This is a genomic window from Streptomyces sp. R11 (assembly GCF_041051905.1).
Lineage (GTDB): Bacteria > Actinomycetota > Actinomycetes > Streptomycetales > Streptomycetaceae > Streptomyces.
In genome coordinates this window covers 7,820,988-7,834,753 of the sequence record NZ_CP163432.1, presented here as the reverse complement: position 1 = coordinate 7,834,753, position 13,766 = coordinate 7,820,988, and the positions used below count along the sequence as shown (strand labels likewise).

Genomic DNA, 13,766 nt, shown 5'->3' with positions numbered 1-13,766 from the left:
CGTGGTGGGGTACGGGGATGAGCGGGCCGCGGGGTCAGGCGCGCAGCCAGACCGCGGTGTCCTTCGGCAGCCGCCCCTCGGTGTCCAAAGGGTCGCTGCCCAGCAGGAGTTCGGTGTGGGCGGGCAGGTCGGCGGGCGCGTCAGCGAGGTTCACCACGCAGGTCGCGCCCCGCACTCGGGTGAAGGCGAGCACGCCGTCCGGCGCGGGCAACCAGGTCAGCGGGCCGTCGCCGAACGCCGGCCGGAGCTCGATCGCCCGGCGGTAGAGGGCGAGCATCGAACCGGGATCCGCCGCCTGTCGGTCGGCGGCGTACGCGGCCCAGTCGGCGGGCTGGGGCAGCCACGGCTCCTCGCGTGAGCCGAATCCCGCGTACGGCGCCTCGGCCGCCCACGGCAACGGCACCCGGCAGCCGTCCCGGCCCGGGTCGATGCCGCCGGAGCGGGTGTGCATGGGGTCCTGGACGCGGTCGCGGGGGATGTCGGCCTCGGGCAGGCCGAGTTCCTCGCCCTGGTAGACGTAGACGGCTCCGGGCAGGGCGAGCGACAGCAGCGCGGCCGCCCTGGCCCGGCGGGTGCCGAGGGCGAGGTCCGTCGGGGTCCCGAAGGTCTTGGTGGCGAAGTCGAAGCCGGTGTCGGCGCGGCCGTAACGGGTGACCGTGCGGGTCACGTCGTGGTTGCACAGCACCCAGGTCGCGGGGGCGCCGACGGGGGCGTGCTCGGCGAGCGTCTCGTCGATGGCCCCGCGCAGCCGTCCGGCGTCCCAGGGGCAGGTCATGAACGAGAAGTTGAAGGCGGTGTGGAGTTCGTCGGGGCGCAGGTAGCGGGCGAAGCGTTCGGTGTCGGGGAGCCAGACCTCGCCGACGAAGATGCCGCCGTACTCGTCGGCGATCGCGCGCCAGGAGCGGTAGACGTCGTGGAGTTCGTCGCGGTCGACGTACGGGTGCGGGGCCTCGCCCTCGACGAAGTCCGGCAGGTCCGGGTCCTTGACCAGGAGGGCGGCCGAGTCGATGCGGACGCCGGCGACGCCGCGCTCGAACCAGAAGCGCAGGATGTCCTCGTGTTCCTGGCGCACGGCCGGGTGGGACCAGTCGAGGTCGGGCTGCTCGGGAGCGAAGAGGTGCAGGTACCAGTCGCCGTCGGGCAGCCGGCTCCAGGCGGGGCCGCCGAACTCGGACCGCCAGTCGTTGGGCGGGAGTTCGCCGTGCGGGCCGCGTCCCGGGCGGAAGTGGAACAGGGCGCGCTCCGGGCCGCCGGCGAGGGCCGCGCGGAACCACGGGTGCTGGTCGGAGACATGGTTGGGCACGATGTCGACGATGGTGCGGATGCCCAGCTCACGGGCCTCGGCGATGAGCTTCTCCGCCTCGGCGAGGGTGCCGAATGCCGGGTCGACGGCGCGGTAGTCGGCGACGTCGTAGCCGCCGTCCTTCATCGGGGAGACGTACCAGGGCGTGAACCACAGCGCGTCCACACCGAGTTCGGCGAGGTACGGCAGCCGGGCGCGGACGCCCGCGAGGTCGCCGGTGCCGTCGCCGTCGCCGTCCGCGAAGCTGCGGACGTAGACCTGGTAGATGACGGCGGAGCGCCACCACTGTGCGGAGGCGTGACGGGGCTGTGCCACGGTGCGGCCCTTTCTGTCGGAAGGAGGAGGACGTCCTGGGGACATCAGCCCTTGCTGCTGCCCGCGCCGATCCCGGCGATGATGTGCCGCTGGAAGACCAGGAACATGGCGACCATGGGGATGCTGGCGATCACCATGGAGGCGATGAGCACGGTCAGCGGGATGTTCTGCGACAGCTGGACGAGTGCGACGCTGATCGGCTGCTTGTCGGTGTCGGAGAAGACCATCAGCGGCCAGAGGAAGTCCTGCCAGACGGCCACCAGCGCGAAGATCGAGACGACCCCCAGGACCGGCCGGGACATCGGCAGCACGATGGACCACAGGGTGCGCAGCTTCCCGGCGCCGTCGATCTCGGCGGCCTCCAGGACATCGCGCGGGAGCTGGTCGAAGAAGCGCTTCAGCAGATAGAGGTTGAAGGCGTTGGCGACGGCCGGCAGCCAGATGGCCAGGGGGTCGTTGAGCAGGCCGAGGTCCGCCACCGTCAGGTATTTCGGCACGACCAGGGCCTGGGCCGGGACCATCAGTGTGGCGAGGATGCCGCCGAGGACCACCTTGCCGAAGACCGGCCGCAGCTTGGACAGCGCGTAGGCCGCGGCCGTGCAGAACACCAGCTGGAACACCCAGGCACCGGCGGCCTGGACCACCGTGTTCCACAGATGGGTCGGCAGTTGCATGAGGTCCCAGGCGTCCGTGTAGCCGCTGAGGTGCCACTGCTCGGGGACGACGGTGGGCGGCGTACGCGTCACCTCGTCCGGTGACTTCATCGCGCCCGTCGCCATCCAGTAGACGGGGAAGAGGAAGGCCAGCGCGAACGACAGCACGGTGCCGGTGAAGACGGACCAGTAGACGGCCTTGCCGCGCGGGCGGGCCAGGGTCGCCGGGGAGACGAGGGTCCGGGTGGTCATGCGCCCTCCCCTTCGGTGCGCGTCAGGCGCAGGTATACGGCGGAGAAGGCGCCGAGGAGCACGAGGAGCATGACGCTCAGCGCGCAGGCGCCGCCGAAGTCGTTGTAGAGGAAGGCGTACTTGTAGATCAGGTAGAGGACGGTCACCGTGGCGTTCTCGGGGCCGCCGCCCGTGATCACGAACGGCTCGGTGAAGACCTGCATCGTGGCGATGATCTGAAGGAGCATCAGCATCAGGATGACGAATCGGGTCTGCGGGATCGTGACGTGGCGGATGCGTTGCAGCAGGCTCGCGCCGTCCAGCTCGGCCGCCTCGTACAGCTCCCCCGGGATGGACTGGAGCGCCGCCAGGTAGATCAGGACCGTTCCGCCCATGTTGGCCCAAGTGGCCACGATCACCAGGGAGATGAGCGCGGTGTCGGCGCCGTTGGACCAGTTCGAGGTGGGCAGATGCAGGAAGCGCAGCGTCTCGTTGGCGAGGCCGGTGCCGGGGTCGTAGAACCACTTCCACAGCAGGGCGCTGACCACCGGCGGGATCATCACCGGCAGATAGACCACGACCCGGAAGAACGCCTTGGCGTGCCGCAACTCGTTGAGGACCAGGGCGAGTACGAAGGGGATCGCGAAGCCGATCAGCAGGGCGAGCAGCGTGAAGGTGAGGGTGTTGCGCCAGGCGGCGGCGAACTCCGGGTCGGCGAAGACGCGGGTGAAGTTTGCGGTGCCGACCCATTCGGGGTCGCTGCCGGGCGTGTACTTCTGGAAGGCGATCACGACGGCGCGGATTGCCGGGTACCAGGAGAAGAGGGCGAAGCAGACGAGGCCGCCGAGGAGGAAGCCGTAGGCGCGCACCTGGTCGGTGCGGCGGCGCCGCCTCCGGTCCCCTGCCGGGGGCGGCGCCTGCATCGGGCGGACCGCGACCTTCTCGACGGTCCGGCGCTGAGCCGTCCTGGTCATGGCCCGTCAGCCTCGCGCCAGGATGCCGTCGATCTTGCCTGAGGCGTCCTTCAGGAGCTGGTCGATGTCGGCGTCCCTCTTGGTGAGGACGGCGGAGACGACGCCGTCGAGGACGGAGTAGATCTGCTGGGCGCTGGGCGGTTCGATCTTCATGTCGAGGCTCTGGTTGCCGTCGAGGAACGCCTGGTAGTTCTCTACCGGTACGTTCGCGTTGGCCTCCTTGACCTGCTGGTCCTTGGCGTCGGCGGCACCGGAGAACAGGCGCGGTTCGGGCAGTCCGACGGGGGCGTCGTTCTTCTTGGCGCGGGCGTAGTCGCCGAGGAATCCGTCTCCGGGGATGAGGAACATGTGGTCCAGCCACTTCAGTCCGGCGCGGATCTGCTCGGGGCTCGCCTTCTTGTTGAACATGTAGCCGTCGCCGCCGATGAGCGTGCCCTTGCCGCCGGGCATGGGAGCGAGGGCGAGGTCCTCGTAGTCGCCGCCCTTCTCCTTGACCAGGATCGGGATGTTGTCCGGGGCCGAGAGGTACATGCCGAGCTTGCCGGAGCCCATCATCTGCTGGACGTCGTTGATGACGAGGAGCTGCTTGCTGCCCATCGAGTCGTCGGTCCAGCGCATGTCGTGCAGGTTCTGCAGCACGGCGCGGCCCTCGGGGGTGTCGATCGTGGCCTTCTTGCCGTCGGCGCTCACCACGTCACCGCCCTGGGAGTAGAGCTCGGCGGTGAAGTGCCAGCCCCCTTGGTTCTGGGCGCTGTAGTCGGCGTATCCGACGGTGCCGTTGCCGAGGCCGGCTATCTTCTTGGCCGCGGCGCGCAGTTCCTCCCAGGTCGTGGGGGGCTTTTCGGCGTCGAGACCGGCCTCGGTGAAGAGCTTCTTGTTGTAGATCAGGCCCATCGAGTAGCCGGTGCGCGGGATGCCGTAGACCTTGCCGTCGACGGTGTAGATGTCACGCAGCTGCTGCTGGATGGTCTCGTAGCTCTTCAACTCCTTGAGATACGGGGTGAGATCGGCCGCCTGGTTGATGTCGACGACGTGCCTGGCATCCGTGAAGTACGTGTAGAAGACGTCCTCCATCTGCCCGCCGGCGAGCTTGGCGTCGAAGGTCTTCGGGTCCTGGCAGGGGAACGCGTCATGGGCCACGACGTCGATGTCCGGGTTCTGCTTCTCGAAGGACGCGATGTCCTGCTCGAAGAACTGGCGGTCGACCTTGGCGCTCTTGGGCGGCATGCAGTTGACCGTGATGCGGGTCTTTCCGCTCGCCGAGTCGTCGCTCGACCCGCAGGCGGAGACGGCCAGGGCGAGGGAGCAGACGCTCAGCGCGGCAAAGGTACGGCGGAACCCGGTGCTTCTCATCGGTGGACCCCTCTGGGCAGGAGCGGTGGGCGCCGCACACTCAAGCACCGGCGACATCGGTCCGCAAGATGTCGCGCGAGATTTGAAATTTTTTAACAGCAGGATGGATGCCCGGAACTGCGGAGCGGATGTCAGGTGCGAGGCGCCTGCGCAGTCGACCCCCGGACCACCAGTTCCGGCTCGAAGAGCAGCTCCTCCGCCGGTACGGCGGTGCCCGCGATCTGCGCGTTCAGCAGTTCCACCGCCGCCCGCCCCATGGCCTCGATGGGCTGGCGGACGGTGGTGAGTGGAGGCTCCGTGCAGTTCATGAAAGCCGAGTCGTCGTACCCGACCACGGAGATCTGTGACGGTACGTCAAGTCCCTTGCGGCGGGCGGCCCTGATCGCCCCGAGTGCGAGCGGGTCGCTGGCGCAGATGATGCCGGTGACGCCTCGGTCGATCAGCCGGGAGGCGGCGGCGTGACCGCCCTCGATCGAGAAGATGGCTCGCGCCACGTGCTCCTCGGGCAGCTCCCCTGCCACACCCCGCGCGGCGGCCAGTTTGCGCGCCGAGGGCACATGGTCGCCGGGCCCGAGCACCAGCCCGATGCGCTCGTGGCCCAGCGAGGCCAGATGCCGCCAGGCCTGCTCGACGGCCACGGCGTCGTCGCAGGACACGGCCGGGAAGCCCAGGTGCTCGATGGCCGCGTTGACCAGCACGACCGGGATGTTGCGGTCGGCGAGCTCCTTGTAGTGGTCGTGCGGCGCGTCGGCCTGGGCGTACAGCCCGCCGGCGAAGACGACGCCGGAGACCTGCTGTTGCAGCAGCAGCGCGACATAGTCGGCCTCGGACACCCCGCCCTTGGTCTGCGTGCACAGCACCGGCGTCAGTCCGAGCTGGGCGAGCGCCCCGCCGATCACTTCGGCGAACGCCGGGAAGATCGGGTTCTGCAGCTCGGGGAGGACCAGGCCGACGAGCCGGGCGCGTTCCCCGCGCAGTTGCGTGGGCCGCTCGTAGCCGAGGACGTCCAGAGCCGAGAGCACCGCCTGCCGGGTCGCCTCGGAGACGCCGGGCTTGTCGTTGAGCACCCGGCTGACCGTGGCCTCGCTGACCCCGACCTTCTTCGCCACTTCCGCAAGTCGTCGCGTCATGAACGCAAGAATAGCGCAAGTGATGCAAGTGGCTTGCGTGAATGGTCCGAGTCGGCTGCGTCTATTTCTTCGCTGCCCAGAGTCCGCGCACGTGTCCGAGGTGGCGGGTCATGACCTCTCGCACGGCCTCCTCGTCGCGGGCGATCAGCGCGTCGAGGAGTTCGAGGTGCTCCTCGGCGGAGGCCAGCAGCCGGCCGGCCTTGACGAGCGCGGTCAGGCCGTAGAGACGGGAGCGCTTGCGGAGGTCGCCGACGACCTCCACCAGGTGGGCGTTGCCGGCGAGGGCGAGCAGGCCGAGGTGGAAGCGGGTGTCGGCCTCGACGTAGGCGATGAGATCACCGGAGACCGCGGCCTGGACGATCTCCCTGGCCGCCGGGCGCAGCGCCTCCAGGGAGACCTTGTCGGCGGTCCGGGCCAGCTCGACCACCGTGGGGATCTCGATGAGCGCGCGGATGTGGGTGTACTCGTCGAGCTGCTGCTCGGAGACCGCGGTGACCCGGAAGCCCTTGTTGGGGACGGTGTCGACCAGGCCCTCCTTGGCCAGGTCCAGCATGGCCTCGCGCACCGGGGTCGCCGAGACGCCGAAGCGGGCGGCGAGCGCGGGCGCCGAGTACACCTCGCCCGGGCGGAGCTCTCCGGCGATCAGCGCGGCCCGCAGGGCGTCGGCGACGCGCTCCCGGTAGCTGCTCTTCTTGCCGCCCAGGGAGGGCAGCGCCGGGCCGGCTGCGGCGGGCGGGGCGCTGGTGCGCTGGGCGGCCATGACTCTCCTAGCTGTGCAATGTCACGCGTTACGCGGCACATTATCGTCGACGCTCAGAGCACGAACCCGGCCGGGAACGGGTCCGACGGATCGAGCAGATACTGCGCCGTGCCCGTGATCCACGCCCGGCCCGTGAAGCTCGGCAGGACGGCCGGCCGGCCCGCGACCTCGGTGGTGCCGAGGAGGCGGCCCGAGAAGTGGGTGCCGATGAACGACTCGTTCACGAACTCGGTGCGCAGCGGGAGTTCACCACGCGCGTGCAGCTGGGCCATACGCGCGCTGGTGCCCGTGCCGCAGGGTGAGCGGTCGAACCAGCCCGGGTGGATGGCCATCGCGTGCCGGGAGTGGCGGGCGGTCGCACCGGGGGCGATCAGGTGGACGTGGTGGCAGCCGCGGATGGAGGCATTCTCGGGGTGGACGGGCTCCTCCTCGGCGTTGATCGCCGCCATGAGGGAGAGACCGGCTTGCAGGATGTCGTCCTTGCGGGACCGATCGTAGGGCAGCCCGAACTGCTCCAGCGGCAGGATGGCGTAGAAGTTGCCGCCGTATGCCATGTCGTATGTGACCGTGCGCCCGTCGGACAGGGTGATCTTGCGGTCGAGGGCGACGGAGAAGGACGGCACGTTCTGGAGGGTGACCGCCTTCGCGGTGCCGTCCTCCACGGCCACCTCGGCGACGACCGGTCCCGCCGGGGTGTCGAGCCGGATCGTGGTGACCGGCTCGACGACCTCGACCATGCCGGTCTCGACCAGCACGGTCGCCACCCCGATCGTGCCGTGCCCGCACATCGGCAGATAACCGGAGACCTCGATGTAGATGACGCCCCAGTCGCAGTCGGAGCGGGTGGACGGCTGGAGGATCGCTCCGCTCATCGCCGAGTGGCCGCGCGGCTCGTTCATCAGCAGCTGCTTGATCTCGTCGCGGTGCTCACGGAAGTACAGGCGCCGCTCGTTCATGGTCGCGCCCGGGATCGTGCCGATGCCGCCGGTGATCACACGGGTGGGCATGCCCTCCGTGTGCGAGTCGACGGCGTGCAGGACGAGTTTGCTGCGCATGATCGGGTCTCCTCCGGCGTGTTACGCGAGCCCTGCCGCGACGGCCTTCTCGGTTGCGGCGCGGATCGTGGCCTCCTGCTCCGGCAGCAGCGGCACCCGCGGTGGACGGCAGCGTCCCCCGTGGCGGCCCACGACGTCCATGGACAGCTTGATCGCCTGCACGAACTCCACCTTGGAGTCCCAGCGCAGCAGCGGGTGCAACTGCGCGTAGAGCTGCTTGGCGGTGGCGAGGTCGCCGCCCGCGGCCGCGCGGTACAGCTCCACCGTGGACCTCGGCAGCGCGTTCGGGTAGCCGGCGACCCACCCCTTTGCGCCGGCGATCGCGAGCTCCAGCAGGACGTCGTCGGCGCCGATCAACAGGTCCAGCTCCGGGGCGAGTTCGGCGAGTTGGTAGGCACGGCGGACGTCGCCGGAGAACTCCTTGACCGCCTGGATGTACCCCTCACCGTGCAGCTTCGCGAGCAATTCGGGTACGAGGTCGACCTTGGTGTCGATGGGGTTGTTGTACGCCACGACCGGGATACCGGCCTTGGCGACCTCCGCGTAGTGCAACAGCACCGACCGCTCGTCGGCACGGTAGGCGTTGGGCGGCAGCAGCATCACGGACTCGCAGCCCGCGTCACGGGCCTGTTCGGCCCAGCGGCGGGACTCGGCCGAGCCGTAGGCGGCCACACCCGGCATCACTCGCGAGCCACCGATCGCGGCAACCGCCGTCTCCACGACCTTCGCCCGCTCCTCGGGCGTGAGGACCTGGTACTCCCCGAGGGAGCCGTTCGGTACGACGCCGTCACAGCCGTTCTCGACCAGCCAGGCGCAGTGCTCGGCGTACTTGCCGTGGTCGACGCGGAGGTCGTCGTCGAGCGGGAGGGCGGTGGCGACGAGGACTCCGCGCCAGGGACGGTGGTCGGTCATGAGGTTCCTCTCCGAGTGGCGTTGTCGTGTTGCCGGGCGAGTACGCCGAGCGGCACGGGACGTGCGAACGACCTCCGGGACGGGGCGAGTTCGCATCCGGCGAGCCCGGCGACCGCTGGACCGCACACGCGCCCCTGGCACCAGCCCATTCCGGCCCGGGTCAGCAGTTTCACGGTGCGGACGTCGCCCGCCCCGAGTTCCGCCACGGCCTCGCGCACGGCACCGGCGGTGACCTCCTCGCAGCGGCAGACGAGGGTGTCGTCGGTGACCTGGTCGCTCCAGTGCGCGGGCGGCGGGTAGGCGGCGTCGAGTGCGGCGGCGAGCTTGCGCAGTCCGGTACGGGACTTGGCGGCCGCCGCCCACCGCGCGGGATCGGGTTCGGTGCCCTTCAGGCGTGCGGCGGCGGAGAGTCCGGCGATGTGGCCCTCGGCGAGGGCAAGGGCCGAACCGCCGATGCCGGTGGACTCCCCCGCCGCCCACACCCCGGGCACATCCGTGCGCTGCTCGTCGTCCACGGCGACCGCCGGCCCGTCCAGGCGGCAGTCGAGGGTCTCGGCGAGGTCGGTGTGCGGGAGCATGCCGTGTCCGACGGCGAGGGTGTCGCAGGGCAGGTGCCGCTCGGTTCCGGGCCGGACGCGCCCGTCGGCGTCGAGGGCGGCGACGGTGACCCCGGTGAGCCGGTCGTCGCCGTGGGCGCGGACGACCGTGTGCCGGGCGAGGAGTCGGACGCGGTGGCGCAGGAGGCGGGCCGCGTATCCGGCGCCCTCGGGCAGCTTGGCGGCCAGCGCCCGACCGTGCCGTACGAGGGACTTGGGGGCGGCCGCCTCCACGAGCGCCGCGATCTCGACGCCCGCCGCGGCGAGCCCGGTCGCCACGGGCATCAGCAGTGGCCCGGTCCCGGCGACGACCGCCGTGCGCCCCGGCACCACGAGCCCGCCCTTGAGCATCGCCTGCGCACCACCGGCGGTGACGACACCGGGCAGGGTCCAGCCGGGGAAGGGAAGCACCCGCTCGTAGCCGCCGGTGGCGAGGAGGACGGCGCGGGCGTGCACTGCGGCCGGCTCCCGTTGCTCGGGGCCGAGCAGGGCGTGCACGGTGAAGCCTTCGGAGTCCCGTTCCACGCCCCAGACATGATGCTCTGTCAGGAATCGGACGTCGCTGCGGGCCAGACCGTCCCGCAGCCGCTCCCAGGTGCGCCACTGATGGTGCAGGGCCTGCGCGCGGCGGGCGCGGAGTGCGGGCGCGGGCTGCCGGTAGAACTGCCCGCCCGCCTCCGCCGCCGAGTCGACGAGCGCGACCCGTACGCCCTGTGCGGCGGCCGCCAGGGCCGCGGCGAGGCCTGCCGGGCCCGCGCCGATCACCGCGAGTTCAGTCATCGTGGCCCGTCCCCTCCTGCGTCCGGATCGTGTCGCCCGGGTGCAGCGGCACCAGACAGGCCCGCTGGTTCGGGCGGTCGTTGACGATGACCAGGCAGTCGAAGCAGACGCCGATGCCACAGAAGACGCCACGCGGGCGGCCCTCGCCCCGGGTGGTCCGCCAGGAGGTGATCCCGGCCGACCAGAGTGCGGCGGCGACCGTCTGCCCGGGCAGTGCCTCGATCTCGCGGCCGTCCAGGGTGACCGTGAAGGGCGGGCCCGGCTGTGCGTCGGCGAGCTTCGGAGGGGTTCTCATACGGCCTCCTCGGCGAAGCGGTCGGGGCAAAACGGCGTCAGGTCCAGGTCGGGGGTCTTCGCGGTCAGGGCCTGCGCGATCAAGTGGCCGGTGCCGGTGGCGAGTCCGATGCCGGCGCCCTCGTGGCCGCAGGCGTGGTGCAGGCCGGGGACCCGGGGGTCGGGGCCGACGGCGGGCAGGTGGTCGGGCATGTACGGGCGGAAACCCAGGTAGGCGCGCATGGCGTGGACATCGGCGAGGAACGGGAACAGTCGCGTCGCGCCCGCTGCCAGCGCCCGTACGACGGGCAGGGAGAAGGTCCGGTCGAAGCCGACGCGTTCCCGGCTCGCGCCGATCAGGATCGGGCCCGCCGCCGTGCCCTCGACGACCGGTGAGGTCTGCAGCGCGGCCGAGTCGCTGGCGACGTCGGCCACGTAGTCGGCGGCGTACACCTTGTGGTGGACAAGGCGCGGCAGCGGTTCGGTGACGAGGACGAAGCCGCGTCTCGGGAGGACGGGGAGGTGGGCGCCCGCCAGTGCGGCGAGCTCGCCGCCCCAGGTACCGGCCGCGTTGACGACGGCCGGGGCATGGATGTCGCCCTTGTCCGTGCGGACTCCACGTACGGCACCGTCCGGCGCACGCAGGACGTCCGTCACGGTCCGGCCGGTGAGCAGGCGGGCGCCCGAGGCACGGACGAGGTGGGCGGCGGCCAGGGCGGGCATGACCTGGCAGTCCTGGGGGTAGTGGACGGCGCCCGGCAGGCCGGGGGCCAGGTGGGGTTCGAGGTCGTACAGGCGGTCGCCCGCGACCGGCTCGGCGATGACTCCGGCGGCCCGCTGCCCGTCGGCGAACCGCTCCAGCGCCGCGACTCCGGCCGGGGACGAGGCCACGACGACGCCGCCCTTCGCCTCGTACTCGACGGCCGGCCCGAACTCCTGCGCCAGCTCGCCCCACAGACGGCCGGACAGCAGCGCGAGATCGAGCTCGGGGCCGGGTTCCTTGTCGGAGACAAGGAGGTTGCCCTCGCCGGCGCCGGTGGTGCCGCCGGCCACCGGGCCGCGGTCGACGAGGGTCACGGCGAGGCCCGCCCGGGCCGCGTACAGTGCGCAGGCCGCGCCCACCATCCCGGCTCCGACGACCACGACGTCGCAGGTCAGTCGCTCGCTCACGCCAGTACTATGTCACACACCACCCTGCGACGGAACACGGCCGACGACGCTCCGTGCGAAATCGTGCTGACGGGGCGCCGCCGACGACCTGAACGCCGACGGTGCCCCGTTCAGTCCTCGGGGGCAGGCACCACGCGCAGGTGGGCCGCCGCGGCGGCTCGGGCCCCGCGAACCCTCGGCCGGTCGCGGCGCACCTCGCGCAGGACCAGCGTCAGCCGGGTGTACCCCAGCTCCTGAAGGGTCCGGGGCGTCTCGTCGACGACCCGGCAGACGGTGGCGCCCCAGCGCGGGTCGGGATGCAGCAGCGGCCGTACGGCGCCGTCCAGTTCGGCCGCCCGCTCGCCGACCGCGCGGATCCAGTGCGGCAGGCCCTGCCGGTAGGCGGCCTCCATGATCGGGTCCTGGGCGATCTCCCGGCGGATGGCCTGCACGCCGTGGTCGTGGCCGTGCCGCTCCACGGCGGCCGCGAAGCGGGCCAGCATCGGCAGGCACCAGCTGGACTCGTGCTCACCGAGGACGGTGCCCGCGTCCGGGTGGAAGAGCACGAACCTGAGGAAGTTGTCGTCGGGCATGGCCGTCGGATGCGGGCCCACGCCGCGGAAAAGTGACGCGAAAGCGGTGTTCGCCAGAACGACGTCCCAGCGCTGGTCGACGATGACGGACGGGAAGGGCACGGCTTCGACGAGGGTGGCGTAGTCCCGCAGATACGCCTCGGCCTCGGGCCTCTCGGGGACGGGCCGCGGTACGGACCGCTGCCCACCTGCCTGATATGCCATCGGGAGGTCACCCCTCTTGCCTATGCGGCCTTCACGCGGCGCCTTGATCCTGCTGCCCGGGCCGGAGCGGTGTCAACTATCGTGGCATTTCGTGCCTGTTGACGGCTGAAATTGGCCACAGTTGTGGCGAGCTCTGGATGTGAGTTCGAACTACCCGGTAATCTCCGTCCAGTTCACCGCGACCGCTTGTGAGAAGCCTGTGAGAGCTTTAGGAGATCTGTCGGTGACGGATGGCATCGAGGGTCCGGGCGTCATACCGACGACTGAGCTGCCGGCCGTCGTCGCTCGCGTCACCGCACTCGCCGACCGGCTCGGCGTACCGCACGCGGAGGTCTTCGACACCGGCCGTCTGTGCGTGGCCTGCGGCGTCCCGGAGCCCGTGGTCAAGGCGCTGCTGAGCGGTCGCCCGGCGGGAGAGCCCGACGTTCAGGCCCGGTTCCTGCAGCGACTCGACCTCCTGCGCCGCACCCGCGTCAAGCCGAACGGCCGCCGGTACACCCAGCAGGAGATCGCCGACGGCGCGGGCATGTCACGGCAGCAGGCCGGCGCCCTCATCAACGGCGACCGCCGCCCCACCATGGAGCACTGCGACGCCATCCAGCGCTTCTTCCGCGTCCACGCCGGATTTCTCACGGCCGAGGACCCCGAGGCACTCGCGGGCGCACTCCAGCGCACCGAGCAGGACCTGCTGCAAAAGCTCGCACAGCGCGAGGCTGCCCAGGCCGCCGAGGACCCGTTGGAGAGGCTGCTCCAGGACCACGGGGTACGCGGCATCGCCTGGCGGGCCGCGCAACTGCCCACCGACCAGCATCGCGACAAGGTCGCGGAGTGGCTGGACATGCTCTTGGAAAGCGTCAAGCGGCCCGAGTCGTGATCCGGAGGGGAATACCGGGGGGAGAACGGGAGAACTGTGGGCATCGGTAGGGAAATGCGCCGCCTGTGCGGCGAGTTGGTCGCGGAGCTGACGCTCCCCGCACCCTCGCCGCCCGAAAAGCTGTACAGCGCCCTGTGCGGCGCGATGAGCAGACGCCGCGGCCGGCCCGTCCACTTCCGTACGGCCGCCTTCCCGCCCGGCACCGCCAGCGGACTGTGGCTCGACATGGCCGACCAGGACCTCGTCGTGATCGAGGAACGCACCGCGCCCGACCATCAGCTGGTGATCCTCGGCCACGAGCTGTGGCACATGAAGGCCGGGCACTGCAGCCACAGCATCGAGGGCGCCAGCGTGGCCGCCCGCCTTCTCGACGACGACGCCGATCTGCACTCGACGATCTTAAAGGTCGCCGCCCGCAGCCACTTCGACCAGGCCGAGGAGAAGGAGGCCGAGACCTTCGGGCTGCTGCTGGCCAGCAAGTGCCGTACGTGGCTGGCCGTTTCCTCGGTGCGCGGGCAGCGGGACCATCTGGCGGGGCGGATCGAGGCGTCACTGGGTTATCTCGGCCCGCAGGGCTGATCGAGGGAACATCGGGCCCACGTCCGGGCGGT

General features: G+C 70.9%; 14 protein-coding genes. 2 read left to right on the top strand and 12 right to left on the bottom strand.

Annotated elements, in window-relative coordinates:
* Nucleotides 1-34 precede the first annotated feature (34 nt).
* The 12 genes from AB5J55_RS36280 to AB5J55_RS36225 all read right to left on the bottom strand — a co-directional run bounded on the left by AB5J55_RS36280 (nucleotide 35) and on the right by AB5J55_RS36225 (nucleotide 12,281).
* On the bottom strand, nucleotides 35-1,618 hold the full coding sequence (locus AB5J55_RS36280) for an alpha-amylase family glycosyl hydrolase (RefSeq protein WP_369274677.1): 1,584 nt from the start codon (nucleotides 1,616-1,618) through the stop codon (nucleotides 35-37).
* 44 nt (nucleotides 1,619-1,662) lie between these two features.
* Complete coding sequence (locus AB5J55_RS36275) at nucleotides 1,663-2,523, bottom strand: carbohydrate ABC transporter permease (protein ID WP_369274676.1); 861 nt, start codon at nucleotides 2,521-2,523, stop codon at nucleotides 1,663-1,665.
* Nucleotides 2,520-3,476: a carbohydrate ABC transporter permease gene (locus AB5J55_RS36270; RefSeq protein WP_369274675.1), complete on the bottom strand. Its 957-nt coding sequence runs from the start codon at nucleotides 3,474-3,476 to the stop codon at nucleotides 2,520-2,522. Before AB5J55_RS36270 ends, AB5J55_RS36275 begins: the two co-directional genes overlap by 4 nt.
* A gap of 6 nt (nucleotides 3,477-3,482) precedes the next feature.
* Nucleotides 3,483-4,829, bottom strand: coding sequence for an ABC transporter substrate-binding protein (locus tag AB5J55_RS36265; protein ID WP_369274674.1), 1,347 nt, complete (start codon nucleotides 4,827-4,829; stop codon nucleotides 3,483-3,485).
* Between the two features lie 131 nt (nucleotides 4,830-4,960).
* Nucleotides 4,961-5,959 carry a LacI family DNA-binding transcriptional regulator gene (locus AB5J55_RS36260; protein ID WP_369274673.1) on the bottom strand — a complete coding sequence of 333 codons (999 nt, stop codon included), beginning with the start codon at nucleotides 5,957-5,959 and terminating at the stop codon, nucleotides 4,961-4,963.
* A 61-nt stretch (nucleotides 5,960-6,020) separates the two neighbouring features.
* A complete protein-coding gene (locus AB5J55_RS36255; protein WP_369274672.1) occupies nucleotides 6,021-6,719 on the bottom strand; it encodes a GntR family transcriptional regulator in 699 nt (232 codons plus the stop codon).
* A 53-nt stretch (nucleotides 6,720-6,772) separates the two neighbouring features.
* The gene (locus AB5J55_RS36250; RefSeq protein ID WP_369274671.1) at nucleotides 6,773-7,774 is read right to left on the bottom strand and encodes a proline racemase family protein; all 1,002 of its coding nucleotides are present in this window, start codon (nucleotides 7,772-7,774) and stop codon (nucleotides 6,773-6,775) included.
* A gap of 21 nt (nucleotides 7,775-7,795) precedes the next feature.
* The gene (locus tag AB5J55_RS36245; protein WP_369274670.1) at nucleotides 7,796-8,686 is read right to left on the bottom strand and encodes a dihydrodipicolinate synthase family protein; all 891 of its coding nucleotides are present in this window, start codon (nucleotides 8,684-8,686) and stop codon (nucleotides 7,796-7,798) included.
* Nucleotides 8,683-10,062 carry an NAD(P)/FAD-dependent oxidoreductase gene (locus tag AB5J55_RS36240; protein WP_369274669.1) on the bottom strand — a complete coding sequence of 460 codons (1,380 nt, stop codon included), beginning with the start codon at nucleotides 10,060-10,062 and terminating at the stop codon, nucleotides 8,683-8,685. Before AB5J55_RS36240 ends, AB5J55_RS36245 begins: the two co-directional genes overlap by 4 nt.
* Nucleotides 10,055-10,357: a (2Fe-2S)-binding protein gene (locus AB5J55_RS36235; protein ID WP_369274668.1), complete on the bottom strand. Its 303-nt coding sequence runs from the start codon at nucleotides 10,355-10,357 to the stop codon at nucleotides 10,055-10,057. Before AB5J55_RS36235 ends, AB5J55_RS36240 begins: the two co-directional genes overlap by 8 nt.
* Entirely contained in the window at nucleotides 10,354-11,505 is a 1,152-nt protein-coding gene (locus AB5J55_RS36230) for an NAD(P)/FAD-dependent oxidoreductase (protein WP_369274667.1), read from the bottom strand. Before AB5J55_RS36230 ends, AB5J55_RS36235 begins: the two co-directional genes overlap by 4 nt.
* Nucleotides 11,506-11,615: 110 nt before the next feature.
* A complete protein-coding gene (locus AB5J55_RS36225) occupies nucleotides 11,616-12,281 on the bottom strand; it encodes a hypothetical protein (protein ID WP_369274666.1) in 666 nt (221 codons plus the stop codon).
* 223 nt (nucleotides 12,282-12,504) lie between these two features.
* Between AB5J55_RS36225 and AB5J55_RS36220 the strand changes: the two genes are divergently transcribed.
* Nucleotides 12,505-13,155 carry a helix-turn-helix domain-containing protein gene (locus AB5J55_RS36220; protein WP_369274665.1) on the top strand — a complete coding sequence of 217 codons (651 nt, stop codon included), beginning with the start codon at nucleotides 12,505-12,507 and terminating at the stop codon, nucleotides 13,153-13,155.
* A 54-nt stretch (nucleotides 13,156-13,209) separates the two neighbouring features.
* Nucleotides 13,210-13,734 (top strand): toxin-antitoxin system, toxin component, encoded by a 525-nt coding sequence (locus AB5J55_RS36215; RefSeq protein ID WP_328430364.1) that lies wholly within the window; start codon nucleotides 13,210-13,212, stop codon nucleotides 13,732-13,734.
* Nucleotides 13,735-13,766 lie beyond the last annotated feature (32 nt).